The 19,289-nt window shown below is 64.0% G+C and carries 16 protein-coding genes and 4 pseudogenes; 16 read left to right on the forward strand and 4 right to left on the reverse strand.

What is annotated here, in order from left to right:
- Positions 1 to 117: pseudogene (locus HWX25_RS30470) on the reverse strand (IS5/IS1182 family transposase); the annotation flags it as partial.
- A gap of 299 nt (positions 118 to 416) precedes the next feature.
- On the opposite strand from HWX25_RS30470, the gene HWX25_RS33815 reads away from it, so the two are divergent.
- The 5 genes from HWX25_RS33815 to HWX25_RS33830 are packed head-to-tail and all read left to right on the forward strand — an operon-like array spanning position 417 to position 3,768.
- Positions 417 to 968, forward strand: a complete 552-nt coding sequence (locus HWX25_RS33815; protein WP_279610149.1) for a hypothetical protein — start codon at positions 417 to 419, stop codon at positions 966 to 968.
- A gap of 27 nt (positions 969 to 995) precedes the next feature.
- On the forward strand, positions 996 to 1,244 hold the full coding sequence (locus HWX25_RS33820) for a hypothetical protein (protein WP_279610146.1): 249 nt from the start codon (positions 996 to 998) through the stop codon (positions 1,242 to 1,244).
- A gap of 47 nt (positions 1,245 to 1,291) precedes the next feature.
- Positions 1,292 to 1,792: a CfaE/CblD family pilus tip adhesin gene (locus HWX25_RS30480; RefSeq protein ID WP_279610147.1), complete on the forward strand. Its 501-nt coding sequence runs from the start codon at positions 1,292 to 1,294 to the stop codon at positions 1,790 to 1,792.
- A gap of 25 nt (positions 1,793 to 1,817) precedes the next feature.
- Positions 1,818 to 2,966, forward strand: coding sequence for a transporter substrate-binding domain-containing protein (locus HWX25_RS33825; protein WP_279610148.1), 1,149 nt, complete (start codon positions 1,818 to 1,820; stop codon positions 2,964 to 2,966).
- Positions 2,848 to 3,768, forward strand: coding sequence for an ATP-binding protein (locus tag HWX25_RS33830; protein ID WP_279610150.1), 921 nt, complete (start codon positions 2,848 to 2,850; stop codon positions 3,766 to 3,768). Before HWX25_RS33825 ends, HWX25_RS33830 begins: the two co-directional genes overlap by 119 nt.
- 210 nt (positions 3,769 to 3,978) lie before the next feature.
- Here the strand turns inward: HWX25_RS33830 and HWX25_RS30490 are convergent, their stop codons facing one another.
- Positions 3,979 to 6,402: an ATP-binding protein gene (locus HWX25_RS30490; protein WP_244135322.1), complete on the reverse strand. Its 2,424-nt coding sequence runs from the start codon at positions 6,400 to 6,402 to the stop codon at positions 3,979 to 3,981.
- A gap of 398 nt (positions 6,403 to 6,800) precedes the next feature.
- Between HWX25_RS30490 and cblR the strand changes: the two are divergent.
- The 3 genes and pseudogenes from cblR (at position 6,801) to HWX25_RS30505 (ending at position 9,455) form a co-directional block, all read left to right on the forward strand.
- Positions 6,801 to 7,504, forward strand: a pseudogene (cblR, locus tag HWX25_RS30495) (cable pilus system response regulator transcription factor CblR).
- A gap of 650 nt (positions 7,505 to 8,154) precedes the next feature.
- Positions 8,155 to 8,478 (forward strand): annotated as a pseudogene (locus HWX25_RS30500) (calcium-binding protein).
- Positions 8,479 to 8,843: 365 nt separating this feature from the next.
- Entirely contained in the window at positions 8,844 to 9,455 is a 612-nt protein-coding gene (locus tag HWX25_RS30505) for a TetR/AcrR family transcriptional regulator (protein ID WP_175912237.1), read from the forward strand.
- A 98-nt stretch (positions 9,456 to 9,553) separates the two neighbouring features.
- Here the strand turns inward: HWX25_RS30505 and ansP are convergent.
- Positions 9,554 to 11,042 (reverse strand): annotated as a pseudogene (gene ansP, locus HWX25_RS30510) (L-asparagine permease).
- A 498-nt stretch (positions 11,043 to 11,540) separates the two neighbouring features.
- Here ansP and HWX25_RS30515 point away from each other — a divergent pair.
- The 5 genes from HWX25_RS30515 to HWX25_RS30535 all read left to right on the forward strand — a co-directional run bounded on the left by HWX25_RS30515 (position 11,541) and on the right by HWX25_RS30535 (position 15,122).
- Positions 11,541 to 12,347 (forward strand): transporter substrate-binding domain-containing protein, encoded by an 807-nt coding sequence (locus HWX25_RS30515; RefSeq protein ID WP_175912239.1) that lies wholly within the window; start codon positions 11,541 to 11,543, stop codon positions 12,345 to 12,347.
- 74 nt (positions 12,348 to 12,421) lie between these two features.
- On the forward strand, positions 12,422 to 13,108 hold the full coding sequence (locus HWX25_RS30520; protein WP_175912241.1) for an amino acid ABC transporter permease: 687 nt from the start codon (positions 12,422 to 12,424) through the stop codon (positions 13,106 to 13,108).
- Positions 13,105 to 13,755, forward strand: a complete 651-nt coding sequence (locus HWX25_RS30525) for an amino acid ABC transporter permease (RefSeq protein ID WP_059700904.1) — start codon at positions 13,105 to 13,107, stop codon at positions 13,753 to 13,755. The genes HWX25_RS30520 and HWX25_RS30525 overlap by 4 nt, the downstream gene beginning before the upstream one ends.
- Positions 13,742 to 14,491 carry an amino acid ABC transporter ATP-binding protein gene (locus tag HWX25_RS30530; protein WP_059816700.1) on the forward strand — a complete coding sequence of 250 codons (750 nt, stop codon included), beginning with the start codon at positions 13,742 to 13,744 and terminating at the stop codon, positions 14,489 to 14,491. Before HWX25_RS30525 ends, HWX25_RS30530 begins: the two co-directional genes overlap by 14 nt.
- Positions 14,481 to 15,122: a GNAT family N-acetyltransferase gene (locus HWX25_RS30535; protein ID WP_244138815.1), complete on the forward strand. Its 642-nt coding sequence runs from the start codon at positions 14,481 to 14,483 to the stop codon at positions 15,120 to 15,122. The genes HWX25_RS30530 and HWX25_RS30535 overlap by 11 nt, the downstream gene beginning before the upstream one ends.
- Before the next feature lie 13 nt (positions 15,123 to 15,135).
- On the opposite strand, the gene HWX25_RS30540 is transcribed toward HWX25_RS30535, so the two are convergent.
- Complete coding sequence (locus tag HWX25_RS30540) at positions 15,136 to 16,014, reverse strand: LysR substrate-binding domain-containing protein (protein ID WP_175912243.1); 879 nt, start codon at positions 16,012 to 16,014, stop codon at positions 15,136 to 15,138.
- A gap of 126 nt (positions 16,015 to 16,140) precedes the next feature.
- Between HWX25_RS30540 and argH the strand changes: the two genes are divergently transcribed.
- From argH to HWX25_RS30555, 3 genes are read left to right on the forward strand one after another with little or no spacing between them, the layout of a single operon-like run.
- Positions 16,141 to 17,574, forward strand: a complete 1,434-nt coding sequence (gene argH / locus HWX25_RS30545; RefSeq protein WP_175912244.1) for an argininosuccinate lyase — start codon at positions 16,141 to 16,143, stop codon at positions 17,572 to 17,574.
- Positions 17,568 to 18,458 carry an amino acid ABC transporter permease gene (locus HWX25_RS30550; protein WP_059693208.1) on the forward strand — a complete coding sequence of 297 codons (891 nt, stop codon included), beginning with the start codon at positions 17,568 to 17,570 and terminating at the stop codon, positions 18,456 to 18,458. The genes argH and HWX25_RS30550 overlap by 7 nt, the downstream gene beginning before the upstream one ends.
- Positions 18,455 to 19,258, forward strand: a complete 804-nt coding sequence (locus tag HWX25_RS30555) for an amino acid ABC transporter ATP-binding protein (protein WP_082721950.1) — start codon at positions 18,455 to 18,457, stop codon at positions 19,256 to 19,258. The genes HWX25_RS30550 and HWX25_RS30555 overlap by 4 nt, the downstream gene beginning before the upstream one ends.
- Positions 19,259 to 19,289: the final 31 nt, after the last annotated feature.

Raw genomic sequence — 19,289 nt, forward strand, 5'->3', positions numbered from 1 at the left:
CGTCAGCAATCGCGACCACGGCACGAGCTTCTCCATCTCTTCCAGGAAACGCTGGCGCCGAGTCATGCGCTTCTTGCCCGTGCTTTCCGCTTCCGCAAAGCTCATTTGCCGTTTCATCGTCGTGGGCCCGTTCCGTGAACTATCTTCTACAACGTCCTCGGCTGCGTCAGCGATGACCACAGAGCCGGATAAATCAGTGTTTCCCTAGCAAATACGTCGCGATAGTTGATGCCTTCGATACGTAAGGGGGCTGCGGTCACAAGAACTTTCAGGACGGCCATTTGGGAACGGTCCGGTCGAAGATGCCTGTAGAAAATTTCGTCGCTCATGGGTCGCATCGACACCGGCTTTCGTCGTTCGTGCTGTAGGTGCGCCGATCGCACACCAGCAGGACCATGCAGCCTGCTGGCGCGACAATGACCGGTGCGTTACGGGGCGCTTGCGGGTACGTTGATTTGCGGAGCCATTTCCGGTACGCCAAGTATCTAACTGCTACCGACTTGGAATTTAACTCGCGGGAGGCTCAATCAACTGAAACTGGCAGGGCGACACCTACCAGTAACTCGCGCTCGCCCGTCGGGATATCGACCGATAGCCGGACCGGTGCCCCGCAGCGCCGCTGGAAGGGCCGCTACGGCGACGTCGCAGTGACGGTCGCGAACAGCTACAGCCGCGATAGCGGCGGCAACAATCCGTCGGTGACGGCGAGCTATTCGTCGTCGTTCGTGGTGGCGCGACGAGGCGTGTTCCTCGGCGCATCCGCGTCACAGTCGGATCCGCGCACCGGTTTCGCCGTCAGGGTCGGCAAGCGCGACGACGCGAGCGGCATGGCGGCCGAGGTTCGCAGCGATTCGAGCGCGCGGATCAAGGTCGGTTTCGGTAGCGCGCACTGCTGCTGGAGTCCGCGGGCGCGACGAGCGCGATCGAGGGGCTCGGCAAGCGCACGCTGTTCATGCGTGCCGGGGTAAACCACGCTGCGCAACGTCGATGCGAAGGTGACGTACATCTATGTTCGCCAGGCCTTCTCGAAGGGCGGCATTCCGCTGTCGCACAGGGTGATCCTCAATGGCGCGATGCCGTTGATCGCCAGCCAGGGTGGCGTTATTGCCGAACCTGATCATAAGGAAAACGAGCTGTTCGTTTTGGTTAGTCCGACATTGATGCGTTGCCCGCTGCATGTGAAGCGCCAGCGGGACGTGCAGATGATGGCAGGCAAGGTGCGCTGCGAACAGTCATTCAAATGATTCAGATTAGTCGAACTCGCAGTCGGGCAATCGTCCCGGCGGCCGCATTGAGTGCGATCGTGCTTGATGCGACGGCGGCCTCCGAGCAGCCGGCCAACCGCAACGATACGGTGGAAGCGACGCTGGATCGTGGTGCGCCGCAGGGCGACGTCATGATATTCAACAGCGCGTCGGGCGGCTACAACTTGCAACATAGTTCGACGTGTCGGCGAGCGACGGTCGTACGATCGATCGCCGCGACATGGGCCAGTATCAGTACTGCTCGACTCGGACAAGAGCGGCCCCTTCAAATCGCTCGTCGATTACAACGTGAGCCTGACCTAAGCGGGCAGGCAGATCGTGCAGGCGAACAACGATACGTGAGGCTCAAAAGGGTGAACAATAGCGCCGGTCGCTCGGTATCGCTGCCGGGCATTTCGGCGCAGGTCGTCTGCACACGAGCGCCATCGACACTCGAGACGCCGGAATTCCAGTTAGTCTGGTGGCGCCCGGGCAAATATAGCAACAAGCTGACGATCATGTTTACCCCGCCGTCCGCAAGTCTCTAGTTATCCTACTGAGAACGAATAGATCATGGAAGCAAGGTACTTTGCGTGTCACCCGATACGGCGCGTACTTTGTCGCGCACTGACGATCGCGCTGCTCATCGTGTCGTGCGACACGGGCGCCGCGACCGCGTGCTGGAAGCCGATCTTCACCGATGAAGAACTGCGCTGGATCAGCGCGCACCCGGTCGTCCATATCGCCGTCGAGGCCAACTGGCACCCGATCGAATATATGCGCAACGGCAGGCATGCGGGGCTCGTCGCCGGCTACCTGGGCGCGATTTCGAAAATGACCGGGCTCACGTTCCAGACCGTGCCGGGCACGGAATGGGGCCATGCATACGATGCGCTCGCCGCAGGCAAGGTCGATCTGCTGCCGGGTGTCTGGCGCGAGCTGGTTCCGGACCGCGTCGGCGCCGGTGCACTCGTCAGCTCTCCGTATCTGGTCGGGCGGTTGACCGCCGTGACGCGCAATGATTCCGCGATGATTTTCAGCCTGAGCCGTCTCGAAGGCCGGCGTATCGCGATCAAGGGGCGTGGCGCGGTCGAATACTTCACGCGCAATAGTGGCGTGAAGCTCGACATACTCACGTTCGATTCCGATGAACTCGCGCTGGCCGCGGTCGCCGACGGTGAGGCCGACGCCGCGCTTGGCGTCGACGTCACGATGCTGCCGATCGTCCGCCGGCGTTTTCCTGGCCAGCTTTACATGTCCGGGATGCTTGCGGACCGCCCCGTTTCGCTCGCGATGCTCACGCGCGCCGATCTGCCGATCCTCGCATCGATCATCGACAAGTCGCTCGCGGCGATTCCGGTTAGCGAAACCGCCGCGATCACGCGGGATTGGGTCGAGCTTGGTGACTACGGCAAGCCCACCCTCCGCTCCATCCTGCATTACCGCGCGCCACAGGTGGCTGCGCTAGTCGTGACGTTGCTGATATTCGCACTATGCGCCTATCTATCGTGGAAATCACGGGCCGCAGCGATTCGCAGCAAGCTGCGACAAGGCGAAGTTTCTCGCGTTCGTCAGCCACGAGATCCGGACCCCGATGCAGACGATCCTGTCGTCACTCGATTTTCTGCGGCGCTCGCCACTGGCGGAGCGGCAGGCTGTCCGCGTGGATGCGGCCGCGTCCGCGTCCGAGACGCTGCTGACGCTGCTCGACGATATCCTTGAATACTCCCGCCTGGAGTCGCGCAAGGTGACGCTTTCCGCGCAAACGGTCGATCTCGGGGCATGGGCGAGGGAAACGGTCGACATGGTGCGCTGGCGTGCCGAGAGCAAGAGGCTTGCGCTGCCGCTCGATATCGCGATCCCTGCGGCACCGCATGTCGAGATCGATCCCGTGCGCGTGCGCCAGATCGTGTTGAACCTGCTGGTCAACGCAATCAACTTCACGGCGAGCGGGGCGGTCACGCTGGGTGTCCGCCTTTCGGCAGCCCGCCGCGGGAGAAGCGGTACGCTGCTCCTGGAAGTGCGCGACACGGGCATCGGCATTGCGCCCGATCGATTCAAGCATCTCTTCGATGCGTACTGGCAAGAGACCCGTGTTCCACGACCGGATGCGGGGGGCAGCGGGCTCGGCCTTGCGATCTGCCACGAACTCGTCGAGTTGATGCGGGGCACGATCACGGTCACCAGCACGCCGCATGTCGAGACTGTCTTCACGGTCAAGCTGCCGGTTGTCGTAACCGAGAGTGCGCCGCCGAGGCGGCAGGCCGATCGCGTGCCCGTCCGGATAGATGCATCTGCAGTGAATACACGCCGCGAAGCGCCTCGCATCCTGATCGTCGACGATCACGAAGCCGTGCGGGCTGCGCTGCAGGATCAATGCGAGGCGCTTGGATGTATCGGGATCGTCGCCGCCACAGGCGGGGACGCGATGTCGCAGCTTGCATATACGCAGATCGATATGGTGCTGCTCGATTGCAACCTCCCGGACATCGAGGGCTACGCACTTGCACGGACGATTCGGTAGGACGAGTCCGCAAGGAAAGCGCGACACGTTCCGATCATCGCGATCTCGGCAATCACCGGCGACGCGCACAAGGTTCGCTGCTTCGATAGCGGGATGGACGGCGTGCTGGGCAAGCCGCTGCGGCTCGAAACCCTGAGACAGATGATTGCGATGTGGTGCCCGACGTATTCGGGTTCTGCACCGGATGAGCCGGCGCACGCATAGGTCTGCCTATGCGTCCGTGATGCCGGGCTTCGGTTCGCCGGTATCCGGCCTGGCCGTTTCGATACGATGTCGGCGCAACAATTCCTGATGAAGCGGGCCGGCACTCGCCGGAATTCCGCCGGATGCGGCTTGCAGCGCGTGCTCGAATGCGTCGGCCAGCTCGCTCGTCGCGATATGTCCGGCAATCGCCGCGGCGCCCTTGATGCGATGCACTACGTGACGGGCGCGATCGGCATCGCCGGCCGACAGTGCAGCGCCCAGCAATGCCAGATCCGCATCGACGCTTTGCCGGTAGATCGCGGGGAAGTCCGAGCCTGTCGCGGGCGTTTGCCCGACAGGCGGCTGAAGCGCGTCCCGCTTGGTTGGCGGGCACCACAGATCGATCATCTGCCGCAGCGCATCGAGCCGCAGCGGCTTGCCCAGCACACCGTCCATCCCGCTGTCGAAACAGCGCTCGCGATGGGCATCGTCCGTCGACGCGGAGATTGCAATGATCGGCGTGTGCGCCTGGCCGCGCTGCTGCTCGCTGGCGCGCATGCGCTGAGCGACCGTATAGCCGTCGACGTCCGGCAGGTCGCAGTCGAGCAGCACCATGTCGTACCGCAAGCGCTCGAACTGGTCGAGCGCTTGCGCGCCATTGCCGGCAACCATCGAGCGGCATGCAAGCGCGTCAAGTTGATGCTCGATCGCATGTTGAACGGCCTCGTGATCGTCGACGACGAGGATCATCGGCCCTTCGTCGACTTGCTGGGGGGCGCCGGAATCGAGCGTCGCGGCTTCGTGCGCAGGCGCTTGGGGCTCGACCGTGTCCGACACGGCCGTCGGCGCGGTTCGCCGCGCCGGCAGGATGACCGTGAAGACTGTGCCCCGATCAGGGGTGCTGCTGACGGTAATCTCGCCATTCATCAGGTCGACGAGCTCGCGACAGATCGATAGCCCCAGCCCGCTGCCGCTCACGCGGCGGCTTCCCGGCTCCTCGACGCGCTGGTAAGGCTCGAAGATCCGGCGCTGACGCTCGGGCGGGATGCCGATTCCGGTGTCGTGGACTTCAAGCACGAATGTATCGGAAATGCCCGTATTCCCTTCCAGATAGTCGACGCGCAACCCGACCGACCCGTTCGACGTGAACTTGATTGCGTTGACGAGCAGGTTCAGCACGATCTGCCGGGTGCGGACCGGATCGATCAGCAGAGTCAAACCGGTCGGGCAGGCAAGTTCGAGCGAGAGATTCAGGCCTTTCTCGTCGACCCGCCAGCGCACCATGTCGGCACTGCCTCGCACCCACGGTTCGATTTGCGTGGGCTCGGGCGCAAGCGTGACATTGCGCGATTCGAGTCGCGAGTATTCGAGCACGTCGTCGAGCAGCGTCAGCAGGGATTCCGACGCGGCGACCGCGGCATTCGCGCGGGCCGCTTGTTTCGGCGCCAGCTTCGAACGCTGCATCAGTTCGAGCGACGACAGGATCGTGTGCATCGGCGTTCGAATCTCGTGGCTGATGAACGCGAGGAACATCGCCTTGTCGCGCTCGCTGCGGACCGCCACGACGCGTGCGCGCCACGAAACGAACGCGATTGCCACCAGCGCGAGCACGGTGGCGCCGGCCGCGGTGACCTGCCAGCGCCGGTAGTAAAGGATCGAACGCAGCGTCGGTTTGCCATAGTCGGCCTCTTCCATCCATTGGCGCGGAATTTCCTCGCTCAAACGCGCGGGAATCGCTGCCAGCGACTTGTCGAGAATTGACGCGAGCAACGGCATGTTGCTGCGGGTCGCCAGGGCTAGCGCGTAGGGGCGGTCCGGCAAGCCGCCCGATAGGAATAACTCATTCTGGAATTGCCGGCGCAGCAGCGGCAGGATCGACATGTCGGGGCCGATGGCGACGTCCGCCTTATCGTCGACGACAGCCGCGAGCGCATCGCGCTCGTCGTCATACGTTAGCAGCGTCACGGGCATGCCGCTCCGACGGATCGCGTATTCCAGCGCGCCGTTGCCCTTGATTGCGATGCGCTTTCCGGCCAGCTTGCGGAAATCGACGAACAGGTACCGGCGCTCCGGCGCAACCACGACCATCGTGCCAACGAAATACGGCTGGCTGATGGTAGTGTCGTCGCCGTAGATCAACAAGTCAGCGCTTTTCGGTACGTCCGGCACGACATCGATTTTTCCGGACATCAGTGCGTCGCGCGAGTTGGCCCATGACAGATCGTCGACATACTCGAAGCGCAATCCGCTCACGCGCGAAATCGCGTCGAGGTACGAAGGTACGATACCGACCGGTTTCCCGTGCTCGCGGAATTCGAACGGACGCCAATGTGGATCGATACGCGTCCGGACCACCGGATGTGCGGCAATCCATGCCTTCTCTTCTGCCGTGAACTGCGGGGCGTTGCCTGCCAATGTGAAAGCGGGCATCAGCCAGACGAGCGCACCCATGAGGACGGCGCACCGTTTCAAACTCAGCTTGCTCACGTTGTTCCACCAGGTTGTTTGCGGCGCGGCCCAAGGCGGTCCGCAGATTCGCATCATCGCAGGCGCCACTGGAAAACGAGGCCGTCATCATAGGTCGTGCGTTGCGGAAACGCAACGCAGCACGGCGATCGTCGGATTATGCGGAAAAGCCTGGCTGCACCACCACGCATACCTCGAAGTCGATCGATGCCGGATTGTCGGCAGCGTCCTGTTTTCGTGTACCGACAATTGGTCGATTTAGCCAGCAGGGTTAAAAATTGTCCCGAAAGCCGGTAAGCTAATCAGGATAATCATGAACGGCATCCCGCAAAGAGGTTGGGGCCAGCCGTACCGCGCTGTACGCAACAATGAAAGGGGTAACAATGAGGCCAGAGCACCAGGTGATCCACGTCGTGATCTTGGACGACCATGCCGTTGTTCAGCACGGGATTTCTAGTTACCTGACTGGGAAGGCATTGAAGTAGCGGCGAGTTTCGCGAAGTCGCGCGATTTGATTCGTTGGCTCGAAGCGAGTCACGCGGATGTGGTGCTGCTTGACTACACGCTCGGCCCCGGCGAGATCGACGGCCTCAATCTCATCAAGCTCGTCAACACGCGCTTCCCGGATTGCCGAATCCTGATGACATCGAGCAGCGATACCCCAGCGACGGTCAACATGACAATGCACGCCGGGGCGCTCGGCTTCTTCGGCAAGAGCGAAGATCTTGATGAGTTGGCGTATGCAATCCGCGTGGTGGCCAACGGTCGTCCGTACATCAGCACTAACTTGGCCGCGCGGATGGAATCGAGCGCGACGCCCGATCCTCGGGTTGCAGAGGCAAAGGCAGCGAGCGGCGACGGCGCGCCGTCGATCGAGTCCGGATTGTCCGTAGACCTGCGCCTCAGCCCGCGCGAGCACGAGGTTCTGCGCTGTTTTCTCGCCGGCATGAGCGTGTCCGACATCGCATCGAAGTTTTCCCGCAGCCGCAAGACGATCAGCGCGCAAAAGCAATCTGCGTTTCGCAAATTGGGTATCCGCAGTGATGCCGAATTTTTCACGTCGCGCAAGCTGATGGAGCGAGGCTGAGCTGCCTTTTGCAATGCGTGCGACCGGCGGCTGATTCCCGATACGGGCTAGGATGATGTCGAAATCTTGCGCTAGAATGACTGTATATTTATACAGTATTTTGGAGCTGAATCGTGAATCAGACTGCCGTCCATGCTCATCCGATACGCCGCCCTGATGATCGGGCTCACGCCATTGAAACGCTTCTCGACTCAAGTATGTATTCTGAGGCGGGGGGAATAACCCTTTGGGGGTGATTTTGATTTCCGTGCGCTTTTCCGGTTAGACGTCTTTAGTCCTGGCAAGGACTTGCCTTGCGGCCCTAAATATTTATTCCGACAAAACAATGGGTTAGTGTCTACCCTTCGCTAACGAAGCAGAGGGCATCTCCAGACGTGACCGCATTGAAGATGAGCGGTCCCTCGACCGGCGGCGCCAGTACACCCGGTCGTTAGGCGCTCCGACTGGTTGACGGAATGGCTGATAACGCGTCGGGGAACGCCAAGTTCTCGGTCAACGATATCGAGGCGTTATTCGAACCTATTCCGAGCCTACCGGCATACGTGCCAGCCACCCAATCCGGCTCGCGCGCCCGCACCGGCACGTAACCCCATCCAACGACCGCCATGAACGCCTCCGCAGTCGATGCAAAACGCGAACAGCGAATCACAATGGAGATCGTGGTCGACACATACACCGAAAAGGAGTGCGCAACGGCGTGGCATTGCCATCTTGATGGTCAGATCTCGTTTCCGTTCAAGGCTCGCGTGCGCCAAGTCATGGAAGCCTCGCCGCTCAAGGCCGGTGAAATAATCACCGTTGTAGCGCTCGCGCACGAGCAACTCTGACGCGCGGCGATCTTTGTGGCGGTGAAACACGGCGACCGCGGCATCGTCGCACCCCTGGCTCAGTTGGCACCCGTTAGTGGGAGCTTCCGCACACGAGAAGCGGTCTTCGACTGGCACTACTGGCATGATCACGGCTACTCGTTCTGATCGCGCCAAATTCCCGCCCGTCGGGTGCCGATCGCGACCTCGCCACACCATCAATTCGCCCTTCGCACACCTCTGAAATCCTTATCCCATAAGGGATTGACGGGGATTTTCAGTTTTCGGGGGATGGGCAAAAATAGCCGATACCGCGCAATCCGGCGGAAAATATCGATCCTTATTTTCTCGGATCAAATGATACATATCGGTCTATCTAATAGTCAAGGCGACTTACATGTCCGAGTTTCGGGCCAACGGTGGTGGAGCTTTCCCTTTGCACGTCTGGCATCAAGCGGCCAGAGGTACCTGATTCGGCGATGCTAGAATAATCCGTCTACATGGTATGAAACCTCGAGGAGGAGGGCACGGTCGTGAGAGCCAACAAACGCCAGGTGGTGGTAGACAAAGCTACCGAACTGTTCTCCCGGCACGGTTTTCATCCGGTCGGCGTCGACTGGATCATCGACGATTCGGGCGTTGCGCGAATGACGCTCTACCGGCATTTTCCGAGCAAGGACGAACTCATTCGCGAAGTGCTGGTTCAGCGCTACGACCTGATCATCGGCAGCATCGAAACGCAACTGCGGGACGTTCACGATCCGGTCGAGCGAGTCAAGACGATCTTCGACTGGTACGAAGCCTGGTTCAATACGCCGGAGTTTGCCGGCTGCCTGTTCGAGCGCGCGTTGGCCGAATTCGGAACCGCGTACGCGCCGATCTCCGACGTCGCGATCCGCTACCGCCGCAAAATGGTCGAATGGATCGCCGAGTTGCTCCAGCCGCTCGTGTTGCCCGAAACGGCACGGCAGTTGGCCGGCGTCTACATGATGCTGCTGGATGGCGCGACGGTCGACGCGCGGGCGTTCAACGATTCCGCATCCGCAGGGCGTGCATGGCACGCCGCGAAGGCCCTGCTTGAACAGGCTATGAGTGCCGCGAATCGGCCTGCAACAGACGCGGATCCCGCGACGCAGCTTGCATAGCGGGCCAGCCTGATACGCAGCCGCCGGATCGCCTGGCCCTCGGAGGGGGGCGGCGGCTTTCGCCGAGCCGAATACCGCCCCCAAGGTTATGCGCGGCTTCAGTCGTTCCCCTGCTCGAGCACATTCTGCGTGAGCGTGACCGACGGAATCGTCGGCTTGAGCAACGCGCGGCGCGCGCGGCTGCTCAGCCAGTTCCAACCGGCCACGAGCAGCAGCGCGACCAGCGGGATCGACGCGATCGTCCACGTCCCGTTCGGGTAGTCGAATGCCATCAGAACCAGCACACCGAGCAGGAACAGTAGCGTGAGCCACGATGTGACGGGCGCGCCCGGCATCCTGAACGACACGTCTTCCACCTCGCCACGCCTCACCGCGGCACGAAACTTCATCTGGCACACGACGATGAAGCCCCACGTGCTGATGATGCCGAGCGACGCGATGTTCAGCACGATCTCGAACACGCTCGACGGCACGAGATAGTTGAGCAGCACGCCGACCACGTAGATCGCGACCGTCACGAGAATGCCCGCGTACGGCACGGATTGCGCGCTCATTCGCGAAAGGAAGGCGGGGGCCGAGCCGCCCATCGACAGCGAACGCAACACGCGCCCGGTCGAATAGAGGCCCGAGTTGAGGCTCGACAGCGCCGCCGTCAGCACCACCAGGTTCATTACCGAACCGATGCCCGGCACGCCGAGCGCGCCGAAAAACGTGACGAACGGGCTCTGGCCCGCCTTGTACGCGCTCCACGGCAGCAGGCAGACCAGCAGAACGACCGACGCGACGTAGAAGATCGCGATTCGCCAGATCACGTTGTTGATCGCGCGGCAGTACCTTGCGCGCGTCCTTGCACTCGCCGGCGGCCGTGCCGACCAGTTCGACGCCCGCGAACGCGAACACCACGCCCTGCACCAGCACCAGCGCGGGCATCAGTCCGTGCGGAAAGAACCCGCCGTTGTCGGTGATCAGATGCATGCCGGTGTCGTGGCCGGCGACCGGCACGCCCGTGCCGAGGATCAGCGAACCGATCGCGAGAAACAACACGATCGCGGCGACCTTGATCAGCGCGAACCAGAACTCCATCTCGGCGAACCACTTCACGCCAATCAGGTTCATCGTCGCGACGATGCAGAGCGCGACGAGCGCGAAAATCCACTGCGGAACGCCCGCGAACGGTGCCCAGTAATGCATGTAGAGCGCGACGGCGGTGATGTCGACGATGCCGGTCATCGCCCAGTTCAGGAAGTACATCCAGCCTGCGACGAACGATGCCTTCTCGCCCAGGAATTCGCGTGCGTACGACACGAAGCTGCCGCTGCTGGGACGATGCATCACGAGTTCGCCGAGCGCGCGCAGGATCAGGAACGAGAACGCGCCGCACACGAGATAGACGATCGCGAGCGACGGCCCGGCGGCCTGCAGCCGGGCGCCGGCCCCGAGGAACAGCCCCGTGCCGATTGCCCCGCCGATCGCGATCATCTGCACCTGTCGATTGCCGAGGGTCTTGTGATAGCCGGCTTCGTGCGATTCGAGCCAGCTGCGTTTGTCGGTTTCTCCGGTTGTCGACGGTTCGGGAATCGATGCCATGACTGTATCCTCGCGCACGGATGTGATTGGAATCATCCCGATCGCGAGACGATCGGGAGCCACCGGTACCGGAGGACTCGGGCGCGAAATCAAGCGCACCCGTCCTGATTGCGGTTCGCCGATCGTGGCGAACCGCACGGTACGTCGAGAACGTATTCAGCCGTAATTCCGGTCACAAACAGAATGCAAATTTCGACTGAACCTGTTCGAATCCGCGCATATGGGCCTCGGTGACGACGCCGCAAGGCGGGCACGCCGGCGTCCGAATCCCCCGGGTGTACCAGTCAGGTAATTTGGTGCGCCGGCGCGCACTGCGGGGGCAACCGCCGTCGCCTGCGCCGATTCGTGCACCAAAATGAGGAATCCGGCTCAACGAAATTTCCGTGTCGTGCCGGTGCGGCAAGCATTTCACAGCGATGGCCCGGTTTTTGCTAGAGGTGTCCGGCCGCGCAACGGTTGCGCGCTGCCCGACGACATACCAGACAAGGAAGATTCACCGTGAGCCCGACGACTCGACCGTTCCCCCGACGCACCTGGCTGGCTGCGCTGCTCGCAGCCCCCGTGATGGCGCTGTTCGCTGCTGCGCCGGCGCATGCCGATGCGCTCGACACCATCGCGAAAAGCGGCGCGCTACGCGTCGCGGTGCCTGAAGACTATCCGCCGTTCGGCTCGGTCGGCACGGACATGCAGCCGCAGGGTTACGACATCGACATGGCCGAACTGCTCGCCAAATCGCTCGGCGTGAAGCTGAAACTGGTGCCCGTGAACAGCGCGAACCGCATTCCGTATCTGACGACCAACAAGGTCGACATGGTGATCTCGTCGCTCGGCAAGACGCCGGAGCGCGAAAAGGTGATCGACTTCTCGACCGCGTACGCGCCGTATTTCCAGGGTGTGTTCGGCCCGGCGGACGTGAAGGTGGCCGCGCCCGCCGATCTGACCGGCAAGACGGTCGGCGCCACGCGCGGCGCGCTCGAGGAGATCGCGCTGTCGCAGCTCGCACCGAATGCGACGATCAAGCGCTTCGAGGACAACAACGCGACGATCCAGGCGTTCCTGTCGGGGCAAGTGCAGCTGATCGCCGCCGGCAACATCGTCGCGGCGGCGATTCTCGCGAAGAATCCCCCGCGTCGGCCCGAGGTCAAGTTCGTGATCAAGAATTCGCCGTGCTTCGTCGGCGTCAACAAGAACGAACCGCGCCTGCTCGCGAAGATCGACGATGCGATCGCGCATGCGAAGCAGGACGGCACGCTGGGCGCGATGTCGAAGAAGTGGCTCGGCCAGCCATTGCCGGCCGGCCTGTGACGGATCGCCGTGTCGCCTGATACATCGCCAGCGCGGCGGGTGTCAGTGTCCGAACCCGAATTCATTCAATCGTCATGAGCTATCAGCTTCAATTCGGCGAGCTCGCCGAATACGCCGGTGTGTTCGCGAGCGGCGCGGCGATCACGCTTGCGCTGACCGCGGTCGCGACCGTGCTCGGCGTGGCGATCGGCGTGCTCGGCGCGGCCGCGTACAGCGCCGACGCGCCCGCGGCCGTGCGGCTGCGTCCGCTGATCGGCGCGTACGTCGAGGCGATCCGCAATACGCCGTTCGTCGTCCAGCTGTTCTTCATCTTCTTCGGACTGCCCGCGCTCGGCGTGCACATCGACGAATACACGGCTGCGATTCTCGCGATGACGCTCAATCTCGGCGCGTACTCGGTCGAGATCGTGCGCGCGGGCGTCGCCGCTGTCCCGAACGGGCATCTGGAGGCGGCATCCGCGCTCGCGATGTCGCGCTCGCAGATGCTGCGCCACGTCGTGCTGCCGCAGGCGCTCGCCAAGGTGTTTCCCGCGCTCTCGAGCCAGATCGTGATCACGATGCTCGGTTCGGCGGTCGTGTCGCAGATCTCGGTGGCCGATCTGACCTACGCGGCGGGCTACATCCAGTCGCGTAACTTCCGCGCATTCGAGACGTATTTCGTCATCACGCTCGCGTATCTGGCGATGGCGCTGCTGCTGCGTGGCGCGCTCGGCACGGTGGGGCGCCGCCTCTTCTCCCGCCGCGTGCGAGGTGCGCGATGACCGATTTCACGTTCGGGCAGATTCTCGCGAACCTGCTGCTGGCCGCGCGCTGGACGATCGTGCTGTCGATCGTGTCGTTCGTGTCCGGCGGACTCGTCGGCCTCGGGCTGCTCGTGATGCGCGTGTCGAGTTCGACGGTGCTGCGCGGCATCGCAAAGCTGTACATCGAAGTGTTTCAGGGCACGCCGTTGCTGATGCAACTATTCATCGTGTTCTTCGGCCTGCCGCTCGTCGGGCTCGACGTGCCGCCCTGGGTCGCGGCCACGGCAGGGCTCACGTTCTTCACCAGCGCGTATCTCGCGGAAATCTGGCGCGGGTGCGTCGAGGCCGTGCCGAAAGGGCAGTGGGAGGCGTCGTCGAGCCTGGCCATGAGCTACGTCGAGCAGTTGCGTCACGTGATCCTCCCGCAGGCCGCCCGCATCGCGATCGCGCCGACGGTCGGCTTCGGCGTGCAGGCCGTGAAGGACACGGCATTGGTATCGATCATCGGCTTCACCGAGTTGACGAAGGTCGGCATCGCGATCTCGAACGCGACGTTCCGGCCGTTCGTCGTGTACGGCCTCGTCGCGCTGATCTATTTCGCGCTTTGTTATCCGCTTACCCGTTATGCGCGCACGTTGCAAAGGAGATGGCATGCCGCTCGTTGAAACCCGTGGTCTCGAAAAGAACTTCGGCACCCATCATGTGCTCAAGGGCATCGATTTTTCCGTCGAGCGCGGGCAGGTCGTATCGATCATCGGCCGCAGCGGCTCGGGCAAGAGCACGCTGCTGCGCACGCTCAACGGGCTCGAGAGCATCGACGCGGGCACGATCTCGATCGACGGCGAACGCGTCGATGCCCGGCACGCCGACCTGCGTGCGCTGCGGCTCAAGGTCGGGATGGTGTTCCAGCAGTACAACCTGTTTCCGCATCTGAGCGCCGGGCAAAACGTGATGCTCGCGCAGTCGGTCGTGAAGAACACGCATCGCCAGCAGGCGCGCGCGATCGCGGAGCTGATGCTCGAACGCGTCGGCCTCGGCGACAAGTTCGACGCGTTCCCGGAGCAGTTGTCGGGCGGCCAGCAGCAGCGCGTCGCGATCGCGCGTGCACTCGCGATGAAGCCGAGCGTGCTGCTGTGCGACGAAATCACGTCCGCGCTCGATCCCGAGCTCGTCGGCGAGGTGCTGGGCGTCGTCGAGCAACTCGCGCGCGAGCACATGACGCTGATCATGGTCACGCACGAGATGAATTTCGCGCGTGCGGTGAGCGACAGGATCGTCTTCATGCACCAGGGCAGGGTGTGGGAGAGCGGGACGGCCGAAGACATCTTCGAGCGGCCGCAGACGGTGGAGTTGACGCGGTTTCTGGGCAGCGTCCGGAACACGGAAGCCGTTGCGCGCTGATCGGCCATGCCTGCGCCGTGCTGACATCGTCGCCCGGATCGCCGACAATCCGGCGTGTGCGCCGCGCCCGCGCGCGCCGAGCCGCCCGAGAGAGTCCTCCATGTCCGGAATATCCATCAGGTCCGCCAGCCTCGACGATGCGCAGGCGATCGCCGATTTTCACGTCAAGGTCTGGCGGCATACCTATCGCGACCTTGCCCCGGCGCAAGCGCATGCCGTCCTCGACGAGCATTATCGCGGCGGGAAATGGCGGGAGAAGCTGGCGTCGAACGAGCGCGACCAACTGGTGCTCGTGGCGCAAACCGATGGCACGATCGTCGGCATCGGAGCGGCCGGCGCGCCGTCGGAGCCGATTTTCGGCGGCCGTGGCGAAATCAAGTTCCTTTATGTCGATCCCGACTTCAAGCGTCGCGGCATCGGCCGCATGCTGCTTGCGCAACTCGCAGCGCATCTGCAAGCGTTGCAGTATCCGGGCGCCGCGTTGAGCGTCGTCAAGGGAAACGCGGCCGCGATTGCGTTTTACGAGGCGTTGAACGGCCGGTTCGCGGGCGAGTACGTCGATGCGGGGCCGATCTGGCGATCGCGGAACATCGTCATGGTGTGGGACGGCTTCGCGAATCTCGTTGCCTGATGTCCAGCGGGCATCACGCGAGGCGCGCGCGCAGCCACGACGTGAATGCGGTCACGAGCGGCGTCTCGGTCAGCTCTTGACGCGTGACGAGATAGTACGCATGACGTGACGGCACCGTTTCGCTGAACGGCCGAACGAGCGTGCCGTCGATCAGGTCGTCGCGCACCGACAGGCTGTCGCCGAGCGCGACGCCCTGGCCGTGCACCGCGGCCTCGACGCCGATGTGCGCGTTGCCGATCTCGAGGATGCGGATGCCCGGCAGCCGGTCGGCCTTCGCTTCGGCCAGCCAGCGCATCCACGAGCCCGCGTGCTCGCAGAACAGCGTGCGCCGCGCGAGATCCTGCACCTTGCGGATCGCATCGCGCCCGTTCATCAGCGCGGGGCTCACGACCGGGAACAGCGCTGGATGGTCGAGCAGCTCGACGTGCCGGTTGCGCCAGTTGCCTTCCCCATAGCGGATGCAGACGTCGACATCCGGCGAATAGATCTCGCGCTCGTCGTTCGACGGAATCACCTTCAGATGGATGCCCGGATAGCGCTCGAGAAAATCGCCGATGTGCCGGGCGAGCCAGCGCGACGTCAGCGACAACGGCGTCGACACGACGAGATCGCCGACGGCAGCCGGCGAATCGAGCCGGACGGTGGCGTTCGCGATGATGTCGAACGCGGTGCCGACCGGCTCCAGCAGCGCTTCGCCCTCAGGCGTCAGCTTCACGCGCGCCTTTGATCTGATGAATAGCGCGACGCCGAGCGTGCTTTCGAGAATCCGGATCTGGTGGCTCACCGCGCTCGCGGTCACGTGCAGTTCGTCGGCGGCGGCCGACACGCTGCCGCGCCGGGCGGCGGCCTCGAACGCGCGAAGCGGGTTCAACGGGGGAAGGCGGTTGCGCATCGGCGGGGGTGTCGGCAGAGACGGTGCTGAGAAAAATTTCATTTAAGCGGATTCAATTTCTCGCTACAACAAAAAAAATTGAATGCCTACAGTGGTGGGACTCCAACCGAGACAAGGTCGACCGCAATGAGCCTTACCGAACCGATCGAGCGCCTGTGGGGCGGTCGCTTCCAGTCCGAACCGTCCGACGCGCTGCAGAACCTGTCGCGCTCCGATCCGAGTTTCTACCGACTCGTCCCGTACGACCTGGCTGGCTCCCGCGCGCATGCGCGCGAGTTGAACCGCGCCGGCATCGTGAACGACGACGAGCTCGCGCAGCTGCTGGCCGCGATGGACGGCATCGCACGCGACTACGCGGCCGGCGCGATCGCGCCGTCGCTCGCCGACGAGGATGTGCACACCTTCCTCGAACGCGTGCTCACGCAGCGGCTGCCGGCGCTCGGCGGCAAGCTGCGCGCAGGGCGCTCGCGCAACGACCAGGCGGCGAACGACCTGCGCCTGTATCTGCGCGACAAGGCGCGCCAGCTCGTGCGCGGCGTGCTCGACCTGCAGGATGCGCTGATCAGCCAGGCCAGCCGGCACGTCGACACGGTCACCGCCGGCTTCACCCACCTGCAGCCCGCGCAGCCGATCGTGTTCGGCCATCAGTTGCTCGCGCATGCGCAGTCGCTGTATCGCGATGCCGACCGCCTGGTCGACTGGGACCGCCGCACCGCACGCTCGCCGCTCGGCGCGGCCGCGCTGGCCGGCTCGGCGATCTGCGTGCGGCCTGATCTTTCCGCACAGGAGCTCGGTTACGACGCACCGTGCGAGAACTCGATCGACGCGGTGGCCGCGCGCGATCACGTCGCCGAATTCGCGTTCGTCACCAGCATGCTGGCGGTGGATCTGTCTCGCCTGTCGGAAGAAGTGATCCTGTGGACGTCGCGGCAATTCCGCTGGGTGGAACTCGACGACGGCTACGCGACGGGCAGCTCGATCATGCCGCAGAAGAAGAACCCGGACATCGCGGAACTCACGCGCGGCAAGGCGGGGCGCCTGATCGGCAATCTGACGGGCCTGCTCGCGACGCTCAAGTCGTTGCCGCTCGCGTACAACCGCGATCTCGCGGAAGACAAGATCGCCGCGTTCGATTCGATCGACACGCTCGAACTCGTGCTGCCTGCGATGGCGGGGATGATCCGCACGATGCGCGTGAACGTCGACGAAATGCACCGCCAGGCGCCGCTCGGCTTCACGCTCGCGACCGAGGTCGCCGACTGGCTAGCGCTGTCGGGCGTGCCGTTCAGCGAGGCGCACGAGATCACCGGCGCGCTCGTGCGCGCGTGCGAACGCGACGGCATCGAGCTCGCGGATGCCAGCGCGGAGCAGCTGCAGGCCGTCGACCCGCGCCTCGCGCCGGCGGTGCGCGCGCATCTGACGCTCGACGCGGCCGTCGCCGCGCGCGGCGGCGCCGGCGGCACGTCGCCCGCGCGCGTGCACGAGCAGATCGGCCGCCTGAGCATCGCGATCGAACGCCAGGCCGCGTGGGCAGCCGACTACCGGGGGCCGTCATGCTGAGCGCATCCGATTCGCACCGTCTCGACGGCGCACCGGCCGCGGCCGTCGCCGCGGACGACACCGCCGCACTCGTGCGCGTGCGCCGGCGCTACTGGGGCCGCTATGTCGCGTCGATTGCGATCATCGCCGCGCTCGCCTACGTGGCGCTCGCGTTCGCGCGCGGGCAGATCGAATGGCGCGTCGTCGGCCAGTTCCTGACCGCGCGGTCGATTCTCACCGGCCTCGGCAACACGATCGTGATGACCGTCCTCGCGATGACACTCGGCATCGTGCTCGGCGTCGTCACCGCGGTAATGCGGCTGTCGTCGAACCCGGTGCTCGGCGCGATCGCGCAGGGCTACATCTGGCTGTTCCGCGGCACGCCGGTGATCCTCCAGCTGCTGCTGTGGTTCAACCTCGCGCTGGTGTTTCCGACGCTCGGCATTCCCGGAATCGCCGAGTTCAGGACCGTCGACGTCATGACGCCGTTCCTCGCGGCGGTGCTCGGGCTCGGCATCAACCAGGGCGCGTATACGTCGGAAGTCGTGCGCGCGGGGCTGCTGTCGGTCGACACCGGCCAGTACGAGGCCGCGAAATCGATCGGCATGGCGCGCCTGCAGGCGCTGCGCCGGATCATCCTGCCGCAGGCGATGCGCGTGATCGTGCCGCCGATCGGCAACGAGCTGATCGGCATGGTCAAGCTGACGTCGCTCGCGAGCGTCGTGCAGTACGCAGAGATGCTGCACAACGCGCAGAACATTTATTACGCGAATGCGCGCGTGATCGAGCTTCTGATCGTCGCAGGCATCTGGTATCTCGCGGTCGTCACCGTGCTGTCGTTCGCGCAGGCTCGCGTCGAACGGCGCTTCGCACGCGGCGCGGGCCGCGCGGCGGGCCGCAAATGAGCGGCGCGACTCACAACCGTAAGGAGAACGTCATGACGAACGCAGTCGTTCGCGCGGTCGACGTGCGTAAGGCGTACGGCGATTTCCAGGCGCTGCACGGCATCACGCTCGACGTCGCGCAGGGCGAAGTGCTGTGCATCATCGGGCCATCGGGCTCGGGCAAGAGCACGTTCCTGCGCTGCATCAACCAGCTCGAGACGATCAGCGCGGGCGCGCTGTGGGTCAACGGCGAGCTGGCCGGTTACCGGCGCACGGGCAACCGGCTCCACGAGCTGTCGGAACGTCAGGTCGCGCGCCAGCGGCTCGCGACGAGCATGGTGTTCCAGCGCTTCAACCTGTTCCCGCACAAGACCGCGCTCGAAAACGTGATCGAGGGGCCCGTGCAGGTGCTCAAGCGCCGCCGTGCGCAAGCGGAAGAGGAGGCCCGCGCGCTGCTCGCGCGCGTCGGCCTTGCGCACAAGTGCGACGCGTTTCCGGTCGAGCTGTCGGGCGGTCAGCAGCAGCGCGTCGCGATCGCGCGGGCGCTCGCGATGCATCCGCAACTGATCCTGTTCGACGAACCGACATCGGCGCTGGACCCGGAGCTCGTCGGCGAAGTGCTGGCCGTGATGCGCGATCTCGCGAAGAGCGGGATGACCATGATCGTCGTCACGCACGAGCTTGGCTTCGCGCGCGAGGTCGCCGATCGCGTCGTGTTCATGGACGGCGGCCGGATCGTCGAGAGCGGGCCACCCGACCAGGTGCTGTCCGCACCGACGCATGCGCGCACCCGCGACTTCATCTCGGCCGTGATTGCCTGAGCGGATCGCGCCGCCGACAAGACGTGCAACG

It is taken from the genome of Burkholderia sp. BCC1640 (assembly GCF_902833125.1).
Lineage (GTDB): Bacteria > Pseudomonadota > Gammaproteobacteria > Burkholderiales > Burkholderiaceae > Burkholderia > Burkholderia diffusa.

Coding starts and splice junctions, on each gene's coding strand:
- HWX25_RS30520 (WP_175912241.1), top strand. CDS start 12,422: ATGAGCTATCAGCTTCAATTCGGCGAGCTCGCCGAATACGCCGGTGTG.
- HWX25_RS30525 (WP_059700904.1), top strand. CDS start 13,105: ATGACCGATTTCACGTTCGGGCAGATTCTCGCGAACCTGCTGCTGGCC.
- argH (WP_175912244.1), top strand. CDS start 16,141: ATGAGCCTTACCGAACCGATCGAGCGCCTGTGGGGCGGTCGCTTCCAG.
- HWX25_RS30490 (WP_244135322.1), bottom strand. CDS start 6,402: ATGGGTGCGCTCGTCTGGCTGATGCCCGCTTTCACATTGGCAGGCAAC.
- HWX25_RS30530 (WP_059816700.1), top strand. CDS start 13,742: ATGCCGCTCGTTGAAACCCGTGGTCTCGAAAAGAACTTCGGCACCCAT.
- HWX25_RS30555 (WP_082721950.1), top strand. CDS start 18,455: ATGAGCGGCGCGACTCACAACCGTAAGGAGAACGTCATGACGAACGCA.
- HWX25_RS30550 (WP_059693208.1), top strand. CDS start 17,568: ATGCTGAGCGCATCCGATTCGCACCGTCTCGACGGCGCACCGGCCGCG.
- HWX25_RS33815 (WP_279610149.1), top strand. CDS start 417: ATGACCGGTGCGTTACGGGGCGCTTGCGGGTACGTTGATTTGCGGAGC.
- HWX25_RS33825 (WP_279610148.1), top strand. CDS start 1,818: ATGGAAGCAAGGTACTTTGCGTGTCACCCGATACGGCGCGTACTTTGT.
- HWX25_RS30540 (WP_175912243.1), bottom strand. CDS start 16,014: ATGCGCAACCGCCTTCCCCCGTTGAACCCGCTTCGCGCGTTCGAGGCC.